At 62.2% G+C, this 17,520-nt stretch carries 16 protein-coding genes; 9 read left to right on the forward strand and 7 right to left on the reverse strand.

The genetic code is table 11. The annotated features are described in order from the left end of the window. Window positions 1–10: 10 nt before the first annotated feature. Complete coding sequence (gene bmt / locus E4Z66_RS03805; RefSeq protein WP_136461597.1) at window positions 11–1,030, forward strand: betaine--homocysteine S-methyltransferase; 1,020 nt, start codon at window positions 11–13, stop codon at window positions 1,028–1,030. Here bmt and E4Z66_RS03810 read toward each other — a convergent pair whose 3' ends face one another. Continuing rightward, window positions 1,031–2,092 (reverse strand): DUF2855 family protein, encoded by a 1,062-nt coding sequence (locus E4Z66_RS03810; protein ID WP_136461598.1) that lies wholly within the window; start codon window positions 2,090–2,092, stop codon window positions 1,031–1,033. An 84-nt stretch (window positions 2,093–2,176) separates the two neighbouring features. Beyond that, entirely contained in the window at window positions 2,177–2,446 is a 270-nt protein-coding gene (locus tag E4Z66_RS03815) for an usg protein (RefSeq protein WP_136461599.1), read from the reverse strand. A 192-nt stretch (window positions 2,447–2,638) separates the two neighbouring features. Here E4Z66_RS03815 and gyrA point away from each other — a divergent pair, with 192 nt between their 5' ends. Then, a complete protein-coding gene (gene gyrA, locus E4Z66_RS03820) occupies window positions 2,639–5,392 on the forward strand; it encodes a DNA gyrase subunit A (RefSeq protein ID WP_136461600.1) in 2,754 nt (917 codons plus the stop codon). A gap of 35 nt (window positions 5,393–5,427) precedes the next feature. Then, the gene (locus tag E4Z66_RS03825) at window positions 5,428–5,778 is read left to right on the forward strand and encodes a DUF6614 family protein (protein WP_136461601.1); all 351 of its coding nucleotides are present in this window, start codon (window positions 5,428–5,430) and stop codon (window positions 5,776–5,778) included. Window positions 5,779–5,885: 107 nt separating this feature from the next. Here the strand turns inward: E4Z66_RS03825 and E4Z66_RS03830 are convergent, their stop codons facing one another. From E4Z66_RS03830 to E4Z66_RS03840, 3 genes are read right to left on the reverse strand one after another with little or no spacing between them, the layout of a single operon-like run. After that, window positions 5,886–7,361: a carboxypeptidase M32 gene (locus E4Z66_RS03830; protein WP_136461602.1), complete on the reverse strand. Its 1,476-nt coding sequence runs from the start codon at window positions 7,359–7,361 to the stop codon at window positions 5,886–5,888. Between the two features lie 3 nt (window positions 7,362–7,364). Further along, complete coding sequence (ctaA, locus tag E4Z66_RS03835) at window positions 7,365–8,513, reverse strand: heme A synthase (RefSeq protein WP_136461603.1); 1,149 nt, start codon at window positions 8,511–8,513, stop codon at window positions 7,365–7,367. 57 nt (window positions 8,514–8,570) lie between these two features. Then, on the reverse strand, window positions 8,571–9,341 hold the full coding sequence (locus E4Z66_RS03840; RefSeq protein ID WP_246035867.1) for an RNA methyltransferase: 771 nt from the start codon (window positions 9,339–9,341) through the stop codon (window positions 8,571–8,573). A gap of 84 nt (window positions 9,342–9,425) precedes the next feature. Here E4Z66_RS03840 and E4Z66_RS03845 point away from each other — a divergent pair, with 84 nt between their 5' ends. Then, a complete protein-coding gene (locus tag E4Z66_RS03845; protein WP_136461604.1) occupies window positions 9,426–10,043 on the forward strand; it encodes a thiamine phosphate synthase in 618 nt (205 codons plus the stop codon). Window positions 10,044–10,063: 20 nt separating this feature from the next. Here the strand turns inward: E4Z66_RS03845 and E4Z66_RS03850 are convergent, their stop codons facing one another. Further along, window positions 10,064–11,170, reverse strand: coding sequence for a HupE/UreJ family protein (locus E4Z66_RS03850; protein ID WP_246035868.1), 1,107 nt, complete (start codon window positions 11,168–11,170; stop codon window positions 10,064–10,066). Between E4Z66_RS03850 and E4Z66_RS03855 the strand changes: the two genes are divergently transcribed. The 4 genes from E4Z66_RS03855 to E4Z66_RS03870 all read left to right on the forward strand — a co-directional run bounded on the left by E4Z66_RS03855 (window position 11,169) and on the right by E4Z66_RS03870 (window position 14,626). Then, window positions 11,169–11,987, forward strand: coding sequence for a DUF4198 domain-containing protein (locus E4Z66_RS03855; protein WP_246035869.1), 819 nt, complete (start codon window positions 11,169–11,171; stop codon window positions 11,985–11,987). The genes E4Z66_RS03850 and E4Z66_RS03855 overlap by 2 nt on opposite strands. A 45-nt stretch (window positions 11,988–12,032) precedes the next feature. Further along, window positions 12,033–12,917, forward strand: a complete 885-nt coding sequence (locus tag E4Z66_RS03860) for a PfkB family carbohydrate kinase (RefSeq protein WP_136461606.1) — start codon at window positions 12,033–12,035, stop codon at window positions 12,915–12,917. 5 nt (window positions 12,918–12,922) lie between these two features. Further along, window positions 12,923–13,831 (forward strand): pseudouridine-5'-phosphate glycosidase, encoded by a 909-nt coding sequence (locus E4Z66_RS03865; RefSeq protein WP_211097105.1) that lies wholly within the window; start codon window positions 12,923–12,925, stop codon window positions 13,829–13,831. 81 nt (window positions 13,832–13,912) lie between these two features. After that, window positions 13,913–14,626, forward strand: a complete 714-nt coding sequence (locus E4Z66_RS03870) for a DUF502 domain-containing protein (protein WP_136461608.1) — start codon at window positions 13,913–13,915, stop codon at window positions 14,624–14,626. Between the two features lie 26 nt (window positions 14,627–14,652). Here E4Z66_RS03870 and E4Z66_RS03875 read toward each other — a convergent pair whose 3' ends face one another. Continuing rightward, entirely contained in the window at window positions 14,653–15,687 is a 1,035-nt protein-coding gene (locus tag E4Z66_RS03875; protein WP_136461609.1) for a patatin-like phospholipase family protein, read from the reverse strand. A 134-nt stretch (window positions 15,688–15,821) separates the two neighbouring features. Here E4Z66_RS03875 and E4Z66_RS03880 point away from each other — a divergent pair, with 134 nt between their 5' ends. Beyond that, window positions 15,822–17,468 carry an NAD(P)-binding domain-containing protein gene (locus E4Z66_RS03880; RefSeq protein WP_136461610.1) on the forward strand — a complete coding sequence of 549 codons (1,647 nt, stop codon included), beginning with the start codon at window positions 15,822–15,824 and terminating at the stop codon, window positions 17,466–17,468. The last annotated feature ends 52 nt before the right edge of the window (window positions 17,469–17,520 follow it).

Genomic DNA, 17,520 nt, shown 5'->3' on the forward strand with positions numbered 1-17,520 from the left:
CGGGGCCGCCATGACCAATCTTCTCACAACACTGCTTTCCACCCATGATGTGCTGCTGGCTGATGGGGCCACCGGCACCAACCTGTTCAATGCAGGGCTGATGTCGGGCGACGCGCCCGAAATGTGGAACGACGAGCATCCCGAGAAAATCATCGACCTTTACAATGGCGCGATCCAGTCGGGATCGGACATTTTCCTGACCAACTCCTTCGGGGCCAATGCCGCGCGGTTGAAACTGCATGACGCCGCCAATCAGGCGCATCGCCTGTCGCGCATCGCCGCGGAAATCGCGCGCGACCTGGCCGACAAGGCGGATCGCAAGATCGTCGTTGCGGGCTCTGTCGGCCCGACGGGCGAAATCATGGAGCCTGTGGGCAGCCTGACACATGCGCTTGCCGTGGAAATGTTCCACGAAACCGCCGACGGCCTGAAAGCCGGTGGCGCCGATGTGGCGTGGCTTGAGACGATTTCCGCCCCCGAAGAATACCGCGCCGCTGCCGAAGGCTTCAAACTGGCCGGGATCGACTGGTGCGGCACGATGAGCTTTGACACCGCCGGGCGCACGATGATGGGCGTCACTTCGACCGATCTGGTCAAGCTGGTCAGCGAAATCCCTAACCCGCCCATCGCATTCGGCGCCAATTGCGGCACCGGGGCGTCGGACCTGCTGCGCACCGTTCAGGGCTTTGCAGCCGAACATCCGGCCCGCCCGATCATCGCCAAGGGCAATGCGGGCATCCCGAAATATGTCGATGGCCACATCCACTATGACGGGACACCGGAATTGATGGCCGATTACGCGGCCATGGCCCGCGATAGCGGCGCGCGAATCGTTGGCGGATGCTGCGGCACGACGCCCGCACACCTGGTCGCCATGCGCGAAGCGCTCGACACGCGGCCGCGCGGCGACACCCCGTCGTTGGACGAGATCGTGGAGGCGCTTGGCGCGTTCAGTTCCGATAGCGATGGCACCGGCGACGACGCGGCAGAGCCGCGCGCACGGCGCGGTGGCCGCCGCCGCCGGGGCTGATCACAACGCGATCACATGACCATCGCGCGGCTGGGCACGCCCGGCCGCCACATCCGCATAGACCGCTTCGGCGCTGTCGATGCCCTGATGTTCGCGCAGGTCCAGCCAGTCATCGGCGCGCTCGGCCACCCGCTGCCATGCCGCACCGATCTGCCGTTCAATCACCCCCGGCCCCCAATCGGCCCGGCGCTTTTCGATCTGGGACGGCGCAAAGAAGAATTGCGGCTTCGGCCCGGCAAGGTCCTGCTTGGGCCTGAACTGATCCCAATGGCTGGTGCCAACCGCACAAGAATGGCGCAGCTCTGCATCCAGATGCGCGTGAAGCCGTTGCTTTACCTCGGCATTCCCCGCCATATCAACATAGACGGACGGCAATTTGGCAAGGCTTTCGATCTCGTCATAGGTCACAACCGCGTCGCACGCCCCCAGCCCTTCCACAAAGCCCTTGTTCCCGGCAGAAGTCAGGCCGATCACCTGCACCGGGCGCGGGTCAAGCTCGGCCAGATACAGGCAAAGCCCCAGCCCGGTTTTGGACGATGCGCTGCCCACGATGACCTGCTGCGCGCCGAAGAACTGCTGATCCTGAAGCCAGTCGCTCAACAGATAAGACGTGGCCAGAAGCGGTTGCAGCAGCGATTGCATGCCTTCGTCCAGCGCGGAGCGGGCCTTGGCCCGCACATAACGGTTATAGACGACGGGCAACGCGGCGCGGTGCGGGCTGGCGTCAAGGATCACGGGCCCCTGCTCTTCCGGCGTGATGATCAACTCTTCCGCCAGCGGGTAGAAGCCGTATAGCCGCGCGCCCTCCTCCAACAGTTCAGAGCGCGTCTCGACAACCTCGGCAAATCCCCACACCGGCAGCAGGCCCTGCCCGTCGATCCCGGTGGGAAAGAACTTCCAATATCCGATCGCAAAGCCAGAGGCGGCATAGGTCACGTTATTCGCCGTCACCGCGAATCGTTCGATCTGCAGGCGCACCTGCCCCGGTTCCAGGTCCTGACGCGGCACGTCTTCCATCCGCGTCTTCGTAATATCCGATTGATCCACCAACATGCGCCGCATGGTTTCCTCCCCCTTGCTTGAGCAAGGAGAGCCTAGACCGAGCCGCGCCGCTGCGTCACCGGGCACGTAACGTCAGATGGCGTATCAGTGGAGCGTGAACTCCCCCACCACATTGCGCCACTCGCCAGAGCGCAGCAGCTTGCGATGGGTGAATCGCACCGAATGCAGCGCGCCCTCGATCTCCTCGCGCCAGAACTCGATGAACTTGAACAGGCGCGGATGGTCCGGCGCCAGATCGTATTCCTGCCAGACGAATGTATTCAGCACATGTTCGTAATCGGGCATGTGATAGAACATCTCCGCCGTGGTCAGCCCATAGCCTTTCAGCATCAGTTCCGTTTCGCACATTGTCATGATTGACCTCACTCTTAATGCCTGTAGAACCGAGTTTGCGCGCTGAATCCTAATTTTCAACAAAAACAGTATGTTATCACTTGAATGGCGCGGCTGCCAGATTTGTCAAAGCTCAGAGATTGCACTTCATATGCGCTTTGAGGTAAGCTGCACCGCAAGATATAGCGGCGCACAAATAACAGGCAGAACAACGTGAGCGACGACGCGCAAACTCCTGAAAACGGGGACGAAAACACACCGGCACGTCCTGTCCATGACGGGCCGACCATCTCGATCGAACGCGAGATGAAGACGTCTTACCTTGATTACGCGATGTCGGTCATCGTGTCCCGCGCGATCCCCGATCTGCGCGACGGGTTGAAGCCGGTCCACCGGCGGATCCTCTACGCGATGCACGAAACCGGCAACACGCATGACAAGCCCTACCGCAAATCGGCGCGTCCGGTTGGCGATGTCATGGGTAAATATCACCCCCATGGCGACAGCGCGATCTATGACGCCTTAGTGCGGATGGCGCAGGATTTCTCCATGTCGCTGCCGCTGCTGGATGGTCAGGGCAACTTTGGCTCGATGGATGGCGATAACGCAGCGGCGATGCGCTATACCGAAGTGCGCATGGACAAGCCCGCCGCCTACATGCTGAACGATATCGACAAGGAAACGGTCGATTTTCAGGACAACTATGACGGCAAGGACCGCGAACCAACGGTTCTGCCCGCGCGCTTTCCCAACATGCTGGTCAACGGCGCGGGCGGTATTGCCGTCGGGATGGCGACCAATATTCCGCCGCATAATCTGGGTGAGGTCGTGGATGCCTGCCTTGCGCTGATCGAAGAGCCGGATTTGAGCTCCGAGCAGTTGATCGACTACATCCCCGGCCCGGATTTCCCCACCGGGGGCATCATGCTGGGCCGGTCCGGTGCGCGCAAAGCCTATCTTGAAGGGCGCGGCAGCGTCACCATCCGCGCCAAGACGCGGGTAGAGGAAATCCGCAAGGATCGCTATGCCATCGTGCTGGACGAAATCCCCTATCAGGTGAACAAGGCCACCATGATCGAGCGGATCGCCGAGGCCGCGCGCGACAAGAAGATCGAAGGCATCGCCCATGTTCAGGACGAATCCGACCGGAACGGGGTCCGCGTGGTCGTCGAACTCAAGCGCGATGCCACGGCAGAGGTCGTTCTCAATCAGCTGTTCCGTTTCACGCCCATGCAGACCTCTTTCGGCTGCAACATGCTGGCGCTGAATGGCGGACGCCCCGAACAACTGACGCTGCGCCGGTTCCTGACCTGCTTCATCGACTTCCGCGAAGAAGTCGTGGCGCGGCGCACGGCCTATTTACTGCGCAAGGCGCGCGAACGCAGCCACATCCTGTGTGGTCTGGCCGTCGCGGTATCCAATGTCGATGAGGTCGTCGCCACGATCCGCGCCTCTGCCGACGCATCCGAAGCGCGCGAGAAACTGATGGAGCGCCGCTGGCCTGCTGCCGATATCGCCGCCTATATCCGTCTGATCGACGACCCGACGCATAAGATGAATGACGACGGCACCTATAACCTGTCCGAAACGCAGGCCCGCGCCATTCTGGAACTGCGCCTGCAACGACTGACCCAGATCGGCGTCAAGGAAGTCACGGACGAGCTTGAAGAACTGGCAAGCAAGATCAAGGAATACCTTGAAATCCTTGGCAGCCGCGAGCGGATCATGGGTATTATCTCGGACGAGTTGCGCGAAGTGCGCGAACTCTTCGCCGTGCCCCGCCGGACAGAAATCGTCGATTGGTCCGGCGATATGGAAGACGAGGATCTGATCGAGCGCGAAGATATGGTCGTGACGGTCACCTCGGGCGGTTATATCAAACGCACGCCGCTGGGCGATTTCCGGGCACAGCGCCGGGGTGGCAAGGGGCTTGCAGGGATGCAGACCAAGGAAGAAGACGTGGTTACCACGCTCTTCGTGGCCAATACCCATACGCAGCTTCTGTTCTTCACCACCGATGGGATGGTCTACAAGCTCAAGACATGGCGCCTACCGCAAGGGGGACGGACCTCCAAGGGCAAGGCGATCGTGAACATCCTGCCGATCCCGACCGGCGTTTCCATCGCGGCGATCATGCCGGTGGATCGGGACGAAAAAGAGTGGGACGACCTGCAAGTGGTCTTTGCCACGGATCACGGCACGGTGCGCCGCAACAAGCTGTCCGACTTCACCAATGTGAAGGCCAACGGCAAGATCGCGATGAAGTTCGAAGGCGAAAGCGAAGGCTGGAAGCTGATCAATGCGCGCATCGCCTCCAACGATGATGACGTGATGCTTGTCACCAATTCGGGCCGGGCGATCCGCTTCTCGGCCACCGATGTGCGGGTCTTCAACTCTCGTGCGTCGACCGGTGTGCGCGGCATCAAGCTGTCCGGTTCGGACCGTGTCGTGTCCATGTCGATCATCCGGCACTTCGAAGCCACCTCTGACGAACGGGCTGCCTATCTGAAAATGCGCCGTGCAATGGCGGGCTTGGCGGATGAAGCTGATGTATCGGATGAGGAAGAAGGCAACGCAAACGCGCCGCTTCCGCAGGAACGCTATGCGGAAATGTCCGCGGCGGAAAACCTGATCCTGACCATCACCGCCGGGGGCGCGGGCAAGCTGTCCTCCTCCCATGATTACCCGCTGCGTGGGCGCGGCGGCATGGGCGTGATGGCGATGGACAAGGCGATGCGCGGCGGGGCGCTTGTGGCTTCCTTCCCGGTCGATATGGAAGACCAGATCATGCTTGCAACGTCCAAGGGTCAGTCGATCCGCGTGCCGGTGGACGGCATTTCCTTCCGCTCGCGCTCTGCTGGCGGGGTGAAGGTGTTCAACACCGGCAAGGGCGAAGAGGTCGTTTCGGTCGCCTGGATCGCCGAACAGGGCGATGAAGAAGAGGCCGGGGCAGACGACGCCTCTTAACGTGAGATTCACGGCTGCGGGCTATGCTCGCGGCCATGAACATGTATACCTGCCAGATTGACCTGAAACAGGAGGCGAAGGCCCTCGCCTTCGCCGGTGCGATTGCCGATTGGATGGAATTCCTTATGGATCGGGGCACCATCCGCAATTGGCGGCTGATGCGGCGCAAGCTCAACCTCGCCAGCGACAATCACCGTGATTTCCTGCTTGAGGTCGAAGTTGATGATCTTGCCCAGTTGGACAGCGCCTTCCGCCTTACCGGTCAAAAGGACGAGCGTATCGAACAGCTGCATCGCGCCGTGCATGATCTGATCGCGTCCGCCGATTTCGGGCTGTACCGCCCCTTCCCCGATGAAGAACGCGCAGAGCGGATGGCCCTTCTGTAACAGCCCAGCCGCGCGGCGTATCGCGTTTCTGATCGCACGGGGCCCGCTATCCCCATGAACGGCGTGCGGGCCACCGGCCCGCTCCGCTTGGTAACAGCGTGCTGCGCTTAAAGGTCGTACAGACCGCCAAACTTGGTTTGCAGGTAGGACAGCAGCGGCGCGACGCTGGGCGCTTGCCCACTGGCGCGCTCGATCACCTCTGCCGGGGCATAAAGCCCGCCATGCTGTTGCAGGTTTTCACGCAGCCATGTCGTTGCCGGTCCAAGATCGCCCGCGGCCAGTTGCCCGTCGAGTTCGGGAACCGCCATGCGCAGCGCCTCGTGCAGACACCCGGCATAGACGTTCCCCAGCGCATAGGTCGGGAAATAGCCGAACAGCCCCACCGACCAATGCACATCCTGCAGGACGCCATTGGACGGCCTGTCCACCGCGTAACCGAAATCGGCGGCAAAGCGCGTGTTCCACGCCTCTTCCAGATCGACGACCCCGATTTCACCGCGCATCAACTGACGCTCCAGATCGAGCCGCAGCATGATGTGCAGGTTGTACTGAACCTCGTCCGCTTCGGTGCGGATAAAGCCACGATCCACCTTGTTCACCGCCGCATAGAACCCTTTGGCATCGGCCACGCCCAGATCGCCGAAGCTTTCGGACATGCGCCCGAAAAGCCACCCGCAAAAGGCTTTGCTGCGCCCCAGCTGGTTCTCATAGATCCGGCTTTGGCTTTCATGCACCCCCATCGACACGCCGCGCCCAAGCGGCGTCAGCAGATAGGCCGGGTCGATCCCTTGCTCATAGGACGCATGACCAACCTCGTGGATCGTCGAATACAGGCAATTAAACGGGTCCGTCGCGCTGGTCCGCGTGGTGATGCGCACATCCAGCCCGGACCCGGAGGAGAACGGGTGCACCGCCTTGTCGACGCGCCCGTGCTTCATGTCGTAGCCAAAGACCTTGGCCACTTCCCGCGTCAGACGCATCTGCGCGCTTTCGTCGAAACTGCCGCTTAGCCCCGTGGGGGCGGGACGCTCCAGCACGGCGGCGCGCAGTTCCACCAGCGCCGGGCGCATGTCGCCGAAAATCTCGTCCAGCCGCGCGCCGGTCATGCCCGGTTCGTAGTCGTCCAGCATCGCGTCATAGATATCGCCGTCAGAGGCCAGTGCCGCACCCTCGTCGCGCTTGAGCATCACGACCTCTTCCAGCACGGGCAGGAAGGCCGCGACATCCTCGTCGGCGCGGGAGGCGGCCCATTTGCCCTGAGCCTCGGACGTGACCCGTGCAATGCGGGCAGCCAGCGCACCGGGCACCTTGTTGGCCCGCTCGAAGGCGCGGCGGATTTCGCGTATCTGCGCCTTGCCCACCGCGTCCAGCGCAGCGGTATCGACCGCCTCCAGCCAGTCGCCCACGCGCGGATCGCTGCGCCGCGCATGAAGCACGGATTCCAGCGCGGCCATTTCCTCGCCCCGCTGCGGTGCAGCCCCGGAGGGCATCACGGTTTCCTGGTCCCAGCCAAGCCGTCCCAGAATCTGGCCCAGAGCCTGCGTTTCGCGGCTGAAGGCCATCAGTTCATCATATGCACTCATCACTTATCCTTCCCGGATACTGGAGGCGACCGGATACCCGGCCAGAAAACGGGCGCGCAGGATCAGAACCCAGACCGCCACGGCAAGCAACTGGTGCAGGATCGCGACCTGCAACGGCGCGCCGTAAAGCACCGTCATGATGCCCAGCACGATCTGCAACACGATGGCGGCAAAGGCCGCGTTAAAGGCAAAACGCGTGCGCTTATGCGGGCTGCGACGCCCCACGATCCAGACGCCGATTGCAAGGGCAAAGAGCAGATAGCCGACAATCCGGTGTACGAATTGCACCAGGCCGGGGCTTTCGAAGAAGTTGCGCCAGACCGGCTCCAGATAGAACGCATTGGGCGGAAAGACCTGCCCGCCCATCAACGGCCAGTCGGTGTAGGACCGCCCCGCGTCGATCCCCGCCACCAGCGCACCGATCAGTATTTGCAGGAAGGCGAAATGCAGCAGCCCCGTGGACATGCCCCATGCGGCCCGTTCCTTGCCGCGCCGCGCCTGCATCAGGTCACGTTCTTCCCGGCCCAGCAGCATCACGTACCACGCGATGAAACCAAGGATCACAAAGGCCAGCCCCAGATGCGTCGCAAGCCGGTACGAGGCGACGTCGGTCATGCCCTCGCCCTGCGTCACGCCGGAATGGACCATCCACCAGCCCACCGCGCCCTGCAGCCCGCCAAGTGCGCCAATGCCAATCAAACGCGGCACCCATCCCGGCGGGATCTTGCGCCGTACAAGGAACCACAAAAAGCCAACCGCCCAGACAAGGCCGATCACGCGGCCAAGCTGCCGATGGCCCCATTCCCACCAGTAAATGACCTTGAAATCAGACAGTTCCATCCACTGGTTCTGGATGCGGAACTCGTCGATCTCTTGATATTTCGCGAATTCCTGCTGCCAATCGGCCTCGTTCATCGGTGGAATGGCCCCGGTCAGCGGACGCCATTCCGTGATCGACAGCCCGCTATCGGTCAGCCGCGTCAGCCCGCCGACAGCGATCATCAGAACCACGAGGGAAAACAGGATCATCAGCCAGATGCGAATGCCGCGCCGCGCATAGCTGCGCCCGCGATCGATGCCCCCGGCCTGCGCCACTGGACGGGCGTCTGTCTCGCTGCCGACTTCCTCGAAAATACTGCGTTTTCCGCTCATCTCTCGCCTCTTCGTCGCTCGAATGGGACAGTAGGGCTGACCCCCTGCAAGGTCCAGTCAGTCTGCGCTGTCTTTCCACCGCACCAATTGACGCATCATCCCGTGGAACATGCGCACGTCCTGCGCGGTCATGGGAAAGCTGCTCCACATGTTGCGCAGCTTCAGCTTCATCGCCTGCGCTTTATGCGCGGGAAAGAAGAAACCTGCCTCTTCCAGACGGTCTTCATAGTGATCGGCCAGATGCGCGATCTCCTGGGCGGTGGCAGGTTCCGTGCCCGGCATCGACGGCTCGACCGCCGTGATCTCTTGCGTGGCGCGCCGCCACTCATAGCCGACGAGCAGCACGCATTGCGCCAGATTGAGAGAGGGGTATTCGGGATTCACAGGCACGGTGATGATCGCATTGGCACGGGCAATGTCGTCATTTTCCAGCCCGGCGCGTTCGGGGCCGAACATGATCCCCACCCGCTGTCCGGCGGCAATCTTTTCGGCGGCAAGGCGCATCGCGGCTTCAGGCGAATAGACCGGCGTGGTCATGTCGCGCGGGCGCGCCGTGGTGGCAAAGACGAAATGGAAATCGCCAAGCGCGGCAGGCAGGTCATCGCATAGCAGCGCCGCATCCAGCACCCGCCCCGCGCCAGAGGCCATGGCCACCGCCGCCGGGTTTGGCCAGCCATCGCGCGGCGCAACGATCCGCATGTGGTCAAGACCGAAGTTCAACATGGCCCGCGCGGCGGCGCCGATATTCTCGCCCATCTGCGGGCGCACAAGGATTGTACCAGGGTTCTGCGTCATGCCCTGCCCCATATCGCCAAGCCAAGGGCGCATTCAATCCCCGTTCCTCATTCCGGGCCATTTGCAAATGCGCAGCAATGGGGTAAGCGATGCGCCACGTAGCCAAGAGGCCAGAGCATGTCCCAAGACCAGCAGCCGCAAATCTATCTCATTTCGCCGCCGCGGATCGACCTTCACAGCTTTCCCGAAGCGTTGGCGCGCGTTCTCGACTCGCGCGATATCGCCTGTATCAGGCTGGCGCTGGCCGACCGGGACGAAGACGCGCTGGCCCGCGCCGCCGATACCTGCCGCGATGTGGCAATTGCCCGTGACGTGGCCATTGTGATCGATGACCACTGGCTTTTGGCCGAACGTCTTGGCCTTGACGGCGTACACCTGACTGATGGCTCGCGTTCGGTGCGCGCCGCGCGCAAGACGCTGGGCACCGATGCCATCGTTGGCGCATTCTGTGGCACCTCGCGCCATGACGGGATGACCGCGGGCGAAGCGGGCGCGGATTACATCAGCTTTGGCCCTGTGGGCGCGACGACCCTTGGTGGCGGCGAACAGGCGGAAACCGAGCTGTTCCAATGGTGGTCCGAAATGATCGAGCTGCCTGTCGTGGCCGAGGGGGCGCTGACCACCGATCTGGTGACCACACTGGCCCCTTGCACCGACTTCTTTGGCGTGTCCGAGATTTGGGAAGGCGACGATCCGGTGACAGCACTGCGAGCCCTGCTGGCCCCGCTGGGCTAAGGCCTGTCCGCCGCCGGCGCTTACAGCAGCGTCCGCTCCACCACCCAATAGGCCCCGATCAACGCGATTACGGCAGAGGCCGGGATCGCGATGACGGGCCGATACCAATCGCGCCCCGCGAACCAGCCCACCAGAAGCGCCGCAATGGCAATGACGGTGAGTTGCCCAAGCTCCACCCCGACATTGAAGCCAAGCAGCGCCGGAATGAACTGGCCCTCAGGCAGCCCGAATTCGCCCAGAACAGATGCGAATCCCAGCCCGTGCAGCAAGCCAAACCCAAAGATCAGTGCCGGGCGCCACGGGGTCAGCCGCCCGATCAGGATATTCTCGATCGCGACATAGCAGATAGAGGCGGCAATCAGCGGCTCCACAATCGAACCGGGCACATTGACCCAGCCAAGCGCACCAAGCGCCAGCGTGACCGTATGCGCGGCCGTGAAGGCCGTCACCTGCCACAGCAGCGCGCCCAGCTTGGCGGACAGGAAGAACAGCCCCAACACGAACAGAATGTGATCCAGCCCTTTCGGCAGGATGTGATCGAAACCAACCGGGATATATTGCGCGAAGGCGCCCCAACCGGTCAGCGCGTTGCCGCCGCCAATCGCCAATTCGGGCGAGGTTGCGCCGCCCCGGATATAGCCGGTGAACGGATCGTCCACGCCCGCCTCGCGCAGCAGCAATTCGCCCGCGCCCTTGGGCCAGGCCACCTGCATCACAGCCCCGTCCGCCGCGCCGCGCAGCACGATGCGGGACGGGCGCGGCAGATCGGTATTGCCAACCTCCGGGATCAGGATCTCTGCCGGCTCCAGCGTCACGGGGGCACCATCGATAGCCAGTAGGGGCAAGGCATTCCACTGCGCGATAAGCGACGGCACCCGATCCCGCAGCACATCGGGTTCAGCAGAGCGCAGCGTTGTATAGCTGTCGTTCTGCTCTGCATCGTCGGTGTTTTCCAATCCATCCAGATCGATGCCCGAAAGATAGGCTTCGAGGTTCAGATCGATGGTCAGGGAAACGTCGCCGTCCTCAGCCCGAAGATCAGCAATCGCAGGCAGAACCTCGTGGGCGGCGGCGGAAAATGCGAATAACGTTGACAGCAGCGCCGCCAAAGACAGTTTACACCCCATGAAAGACCTTATCCGCATCGCGTTCACACCCCTGATCGGCGCCAGTTTGTTGCTTATGCTGGCGCGCCCCCTTAATGCCCATGAATTCTGGATTGATCCAGTCCGGTATCAAGTCCCACCGGGCGAAAACATCGTCGCTGATTTCCGGAATGGCGAGAATTTCGAAGGGGTGCAGCTTGCCTTTTTCGACCGGAACAGCACGCGATTGCAGATGGCGCATAAGGGCGACGTCCGCGATCTGACCCCGCGTGCCGGTGACCGTCCGGCGATCAATCAAGCGCCCATGGGCGACGGGCTGCACGTTTTGGCGCATGAGACGACCATGTCCCGGCTGACCTATCGCGAATGGGAGAAATTCGCCGGATTCGCCGCGCATAAGGACTTTGCCGACATTCAGCAGCGGCACATGGATCGCGGCCTGCCGGCAGAGAATTTCCGCGAAGGCTATTCGCGCCACGCCAAGGCGCTGGTCACGGTAGGAAAGGTTAACGGGGCCGATCAGGAACTTGGAATGGTGACAGAATTTGTCGCGCGGACAAACCCTTACACGCCGGACTTCACGGGCGAGATGAAGGTTAACCTCTATTACCAAGGGCAGATCAGGCCCGATGCGCAGGTCGAAATTTTCGATACGGGGCCAGACGGTACGACCGATGTGCGGTTGGCGCGCACGGATTCTGCCGGACAGGCCGTTATCGCCACGCAGCCGGGGCATCGCTATCTTCTGGATGCCGTCACGCTGGAGCCTGCCGATGATGGCCAGATCGTCTGGCGCACATATTGGGCCGCACTGACATTTGCCGTGCCCGCCCGGTGACGCTGCCCCTTGCACCGCGCGCGGTTCGCGTCCAGAACCCGCAACATGACCCAGACACCTGACATTCTTTGTATCGGCTCCGTCCTGTGGGACGTGATCGGCCGCGCGCCCGTTGCCATGCGGCAAGGGTCGGACGTGGCCGGTCGGATCTCCCGCCTGCCCGGCGGCGTTGCCATGAATATCGCAATGACCCTGTCCCGCTTCGGCCTGACACCCGCGCTGCTGACCGCGATTGGCCGCGACGCAGAAGGCGACGAACTGATCGCCGCCTGCAAAGCCCGCGGTATGATGACGGACACGATCTATCGGTCGGATGATTTGCCGACGGACCGCTATATGGCTGTCGAAGGCGCGAACGGCCTGATCGCCGCGATTGCCGATGCGCACTCGCTTGAGGCTGCCGGGGCCAAGATCCTCGCCCCCCTGTCCGATGGCAGCCTGGCCCGCCCCTGGACGGGTCCGGTGGCGCTTGATGGGAACCTGACCATCGACCTGCTGTCCGACATCGCCGCCAGCCCGCTGCTGCAGCAGGCCGATCTGCGCGTGGCGCCAGCCTCTCCCGGCAAGGCGGATCGCCTGATGCCGTTTCTGCGTACCGGCAACGGAACGCTATATGTGAACCTTGAGGAAGCCGGGCTGCTGTGCAGCGCGCAGTTCGACAGTTCTGCCGACGCCGCACAGGCCCTGCTGGACCGCGGCGCGGCCCGCGCATTGGTGACGGATGGCGGCAACTCCGCCAGCGAAGGCAGTCCGGCCGGTGTCATCACGCAAACGCCGCCCAAAGTTCTTGTCACCCGCGTCACCGGCGCAGGCGACACGTTCATGGCCGCGCATATTGCCGCCGAAACACGCGGCGCAAACAGAGAAGAGGCCCTGCAGCGCGCGCTGACAGCGGCCGCAACCTATGTATCGGGAGGGAACCCCGCTTGATCAACATGAAGATCGCATCGGAAGTCGCTGAAGCGAAATCCAAAAACACACCAATCGTCGCGCTGGAAAGCACGATCATCACCCATGGCATGCCCTATCCGCAGAACCTTGAGGTCGCCCGCACGGTCGAGGCTGACATCCGCGCCGCCGGGGCCACACCTGCCACGATCGCGATCATGGATGGCACGCTGCATATCGGGCTGGAAGACGCCCAGCTTGAGGCCCTGGCCCAGGCGCAGAACGTGGCCAAACTGTCGCGCGCCGATCTGGCGATTTGCATGGCGCGCGGCGGCACCGGCGCAACCACCGTCGCCGCGACCATGATCGCCGCGCATCTGGCTGGCATTTCTGTTTTCGCCACTGGCGGGATTGGCGGCGTGCATAAAGGCGCCGAGCATAGCTTTGACATCTCTGCCGATCTGGCGGAACTGGCTCAAACCCCGGTTACGGTTGTGGCCGCCGGTGCCAAGGCCATTCTGGACATTCCCAAGACGCTGGAAGTCCTTGAAACCTATGGTGTTCCGGTGATTGCCTACGGTCAGGACGATTTCCCGGCCTTCTGGTCGCGCAGCTCTGGCCTTGCCGCGCCGCTGCGCCTTGACAGCCCCGCCGACATCGCCGCCGCGCAGGTCATGCGCGCCAAGCTGGGTCTGCCCGGCGGACAGCTTGTCGCCAATCCGATCCCGCAAACGGACGAGATCGCCGCCGAAACGCTTGGGCCGATCATCGCCCAAGCCCAGTCCGAGGCCGATGCCCAAGGCATCAGCGGCAAGGCGGTGACCCCGTTCCTTCTGGCGCGGATTTTCGAACTGACCGATGGCCAGTCGCTAGAGGCAAATATCGCCTTGGTCCGCAATAACGCCCGGCTTGCAGCGGCAATTGCCCTTGAAATGAGCAAATCGCCCGCATCATAGGCACTTCGCCTTCACCAGCCATTGCCGCGCCCCGGCAAACTGCTTACCTAGGTAACGCAATTCCGTGTGATACGATCATAGATGAATACCCCGTTCGATCCTGAAGAACCCAGACGCCCCGGCCTGTTTGCCCGGTTGCGGGCGTCGTTCCTGACCGGTCTGGTGGTGATCCTTCCCGTCGGGTTGACGATTTGGCTGATCTGGAGCGTCGTCGGCTGGATTGATGGTGTCGTGCTGCCACTAGTGCCTGATGGGTGGAAGCCGGACAAGCTGGTTCAGGACTGGTTCGGCCTGCCGCCAGAGGTGCAGATCGATGTGCGCGGCGTTGGCGTTGTCGTCTTTTTGCTGTTCACGATCCTCATCGGCTGGATGGCCAAGGGGTATATCGGGCGCTCGCTCATCCGCTCAGCCGAGACATTGGTAGAACGCACACCGGTGGTGCGGTCGATCTATTCCGGGATCAAACAGATTTCCGAGACGGTCTTCGCGCAATCAGACCGTAATTTTGAGCGCGCCTGCCTGATCCAGTATCCGCGTCGGGGGATTTGGGCGATTGGCTTCATCTCTACCACGGCCAAGGGCGAGGTGAGCCGAAAGGCACAGTCCGAGGGCGATCTGATGTCCGTCTTCGTCCCGACCACGCCAAACCCGACCTCTGGCTTCCTGCTGTTCTTCCCCCGCGAAGACGTGATCGAACTGGATATGAGCATCGAAGATGCGGCCAAGCTGGTGATCTCTGCCGGGCTGGTCTATCCGAACTCCAAAGACCCGACGGTTCCGCCCGAAAGCCGCTGACCGGTCGGCCCGGACCTCTCTGGTCCCTAACCGAACATGTCCTGCATATCGACCGTGCTGCGGTGGTTGAGATCGGCCTTGTGGTCGTCAAGGAAACGATGCGCCGCCGCGCGTCCGGCGTCTTTCAACTGGTGGATGATTTGCGCATTCGGCACCAGTTTCGTCGCCACGCTCAGGTCATTCATTAGATCATCATCCGCGATCATGTGGATGAAAACGCGCGCCATCCGGCCCGTATCGATCGTGCCTTCTTCGATCAGGCGCTGCACAAAGGAAATGGCCCGCAATTCGCGCAGCAAAGACGAATTGAAACTGATCTCGTTCACGCGGTTCTGAATCTGCTGCGGCGTGATCGGTATCTCGTCCCGTTCCAGCGGGTTGATGTTCACCACCACGATGTCTTCGGGCAACTCGGACGGAAATAGCGGGAACAGCGCCGGGTTCCCGGTATACCCGCCATCCCAGAACGCCTCGCGTCGCCCGGTTTCGCTGTCGTCGATCTCGACCGACTGGAACACGGTCGGCAGGCAGGCAGAGGCCATGATCGCATCGGTCGTGATCTCGTCGCCCTTGAAGATGCGGATCTTGCCGTTCCGCACACGGGTGGCGCAGACATAGAAGGCAGGCCCCGATTTGCTGCACACATTGTCAAAATCGAACTGCGAGACGACGTCTTCCAGCGGGTTCTTGTAGAACGGCCCCCACGCATAGGGGGAAAGCACGCGGCTTACCGTATCGCTCAGGGCATAGGGCAACGAAAATTCGATACTGCGGCTGATGGCCATCGGGCTGAACGGCCACATCCAGGCGGAAATCTGGTCCGAGGTCACGCCAGCGATCTTGTTCCACAGCCAATCGAGGTTCTCACGCGCGCCCTCGCGCCCGCCCGTCACCAGACCCGCCTTCAAAGCCGCCCCATTCACCGCCCCCGCTGAAGTGCCCGATATGCCGACGATCTCGATCTCGTCGTCTTCCAGCAGCCGGTCCAGCACGCCCCATGTGAACGCGCCATGCGCGCCGCCGCCCTGAAGCGCGAGATTGATCCTGCGGATTTTGCCCATGTTGGACCCTTTTTATGAAGACGGTCTTGTGACGAAACTTGCCGCGATGCGGCGAAAAATCAACCTCGAACCCAAAAGCAAAGGTTGACGTGCCGGACACACGTTTGGATTGTAGGCTTGGGAAAGCAAGGGGAATGAACGTAGAAATGCCTGAAAACAAGGACCAACTCGACGTCGCGATCATCGGTGCCGGACCCGCGGGGCTGCAAGCGGCCTATTCGCTTCAGGGGCGCGGATTGACGGTAGAGATTTTTGAACGCGGTGCGGTGGGTGAGTTTTTCCGCAACTTTCCACGGCACCGGAACCTGATTTCGATCAACAAGGTCCATACCGGGCTCAGCGATCCCGAAGCGCAGCTGCGCTATGACTGGAACAGCCTGCTGGGCGATCCGGTCCCCCGGTTCACCACCCATAGCCCGAAATACTTTCCGACCGCGGATGAGTATGTGGGTTACCTTGAGGGGTTTGCAGACACGCTGGGCGACATCATCCATGCCAATTGCAAGATCACCCGTATCGGCCGCGACGGCGACGGTTATGTCATCGAAAGCGCAGATGGCCTTTCGCGCCGCGCCCGTCAGATCATCGTGGCCAGCGGCGTCACCCTGCCATGGCTGCCGGATGTCGAGGGGATCGATCTGGTCGAAATCTATAACGATTTCGATACCTCGCCCGAGAGCTTCATCAACAAGCGGGTTCTGGTCCTGGGCAAGGGCAACTCCGCCTTCGAGACCGCCGAGAAGCTGATCGAGACCACGCAGGCGACCCATGTGATGTCGCCCAACAAGCTGAAATTCGCGTGGAACACCCATTTCGTCGGGCATTTGCGGGCGGTGAACACCAATTTCCTCGACACCTATCAGCTCAAATCCCAGAACGCCGTGCTGGATGCGCGTCCGATCAAGATCGAAAAGGACGGCGACACTTTTGTTGTCACCGCCGAGATGACCGCCGCGAGCGGGCATGAGATCGTATTGACCTATGACCGGGTTATCTGTTGCACCGGCTGGCGCTTCGATGCGTCGATCTTTGACGACGAGATCCGGCCCGACATGGCGCATATGGGCAAATTCCCCAAGATGAGCGCGAATTGGGAATTGGAAGGCGCGCCGGGCATCTGGTTTGCCGGAACGATCATGCAATGCCGTGACTTCAAGAAAACCATGTCGGGGTTCGTCCATGGGTTCCGGCACAATATCGACGCGCTGGCCCGCTTCGTGGAAGCGCGCGCCAAGGGCACGGAGCTTCCGGTGCAGCAGGTGGACCTGGCGCCGGAAACGCTGGCCCCCATGCTGGTGGAGCGCGCGTCGATCTCTGCCGCGCTGTTCCTGCAGCCGGGGTTTCTTGCGGATGTCATATGCCTGAGTGGCCCGCAGGCCGGAGCCTGCCACGCGGCCATGCCGCTGGATTGGGCGAAAGAGACCGTGCTGCGCGAAGGGGATTACCTGACGCTGACGCTGGAATTCGGTGATTTCGGGGAGAACCCCTTGCATGTGAACCGAAGCCACAACGCCTTTGGCGGGGCACCCGACCCGTTCATTCATCCGGTCCTGCGCCATTGGCGTGATGGGCAGGAGGTTGCGATGATGCACTTGTCGGACCATCTGGACGCCGACTGGCGGGACCGTGGGGACCGCGATGCAGGCGCCGGAACCGTGCTGCGCATGACCTATGCCGACAAGGGCGCGCCCCGTGCGCCATCGGACGTCGCTCTGGAACAGGTCACCGCGTTTCTGGCCGGGCTGGCCGCCGGCGCGCCCGCGATTGCGGCGGCGGAATAATCCAAGGCCATGTCGGTTTCGATGGTTTTTCGGATGGGCTGACGCCCATCCG

This window comes from Aliishimia ponticola, from assembly GCF_004803475.1.
Lineage (GTDB): Bacteria > Pseudomonadota > Alphaproteobacteria > Rhodobacterales > Rhodobacteraceae > Aliishimia > Aliishimia ponticola.

What these genes read in the sequence shown, in the direction of transcription:
- E4Z66_RS03865 (WP_211097105.1), top strand. Translation starts at nt 12,923, where the DNA reads ATGAAGATCGCATCGGAAGTCGCTGAAGCGAAATCCAAAAACACACCA.
- E4Z66_RS03830 (WP_136461602.1), bottom strand. Translation starts at nt 7,361, where the DNA reads ATGAGTGCATATGATGAACTGATGGCCTTCAGCCGCGAAACGCAGGCT.
- E4Z66_RS03870 (WP_136461608.1), top strand. Translation starts at nt 13,913, where the DNA reads ATGAATACCCCGTTCGATCCTGAAGAACCCAGACGCCCCGGCCTGTTT.
- E4Z66_RS03825 (WP_136461601.1), top strand. Translation starts at nt 5,428, where the DNA reads ATGAACATGTATACCTGCCAGATTGACCTGAAACAGGAGGCGAAGGCC.
- bmt (WP_136461597.1), top strand. Translation starts at nt 11, where the DNA reads ATGACCAATCTTCTCACAACACTGCTTTCCACCCATGATGTGCTGCTG.
- ctaA (WP_136461603.1), bottom strand. Translation starts at nt 8,513, where the DNA reads ATGAGCGGAAAACGCAGTATTTTCGAGGAAGTCGGCAGCGAGACAGAC.
- E4Z66_RS03815 (WP_136461599.1), bottom strand. Translation starts at nt 2,446, where the DNA reads ATGACAATGTGCGAAACGGAACTGATGCTGAAAGGCTATGGGCTGACC.
- E4Z66_RS03810 (WP_136461598.1), bottom strand. Translation starts at nt 2,092, where the DNA reads ATGCGGCGCATGTTGGTGGATCAATCGGATATTACGAAGACGCGGATG.
- E4Z66_RS03850 (WP_246035868.1), bottom strand. Translation starts at nt 11,170, where the DNA reads ATGGGGTGTAAACTGTCTTTGGCGGCGCTGCTGTCAACGTTATTCGCA.
- E4Z66_RS03875 (WP_136461609.1), bottom strand. Translation starts at nt 15,687, where the DNA reads ATGGGCAAAATCCGCAGGATCAATCTCGCGCTTCAGGGCGGCGGCGCG.
- E4Z66_RS03845 (WP_136461604.1), top strand. Translation starts at nt 9,426, where the DNA reads ATGTCCCAAGACCAGCAGCCGCAAATCTATCTCATTTCGCCGCCGCGG.
- E4Z66_RS03840 (WP_246035867.1), bottom strand. Translation starts at nt 9,341, where the DNA reads ATGCGCCCTTGGCTTGGCGATATGGGGCAGGGCATGACGCAGAACCCT.
- E4Z66_RS03860 (WP_136461606.1), top strand. Translation starts at nt 12,033, where the DNA reads ATGACCCAGACACCTGACATTCTTTGTATCGGCTCCGTCCTGTGGGAC.
- E4Z66_RS03880 (WP_136461610.1), top strand. Translation starts at nt 15,822, where the DNA reads ATGAACGTAGAAATGCCTGAAAACAAGGACCAACTCGACGTCGCGATC.
- E4Z66_RS03855 (WP_246035869.1), top strand. Translation starts at nt 11,169, where the DNA reads ATGAAAGACCTTATCCGCATCGCGTTCACACCCCTGATCGGCGCCAGT.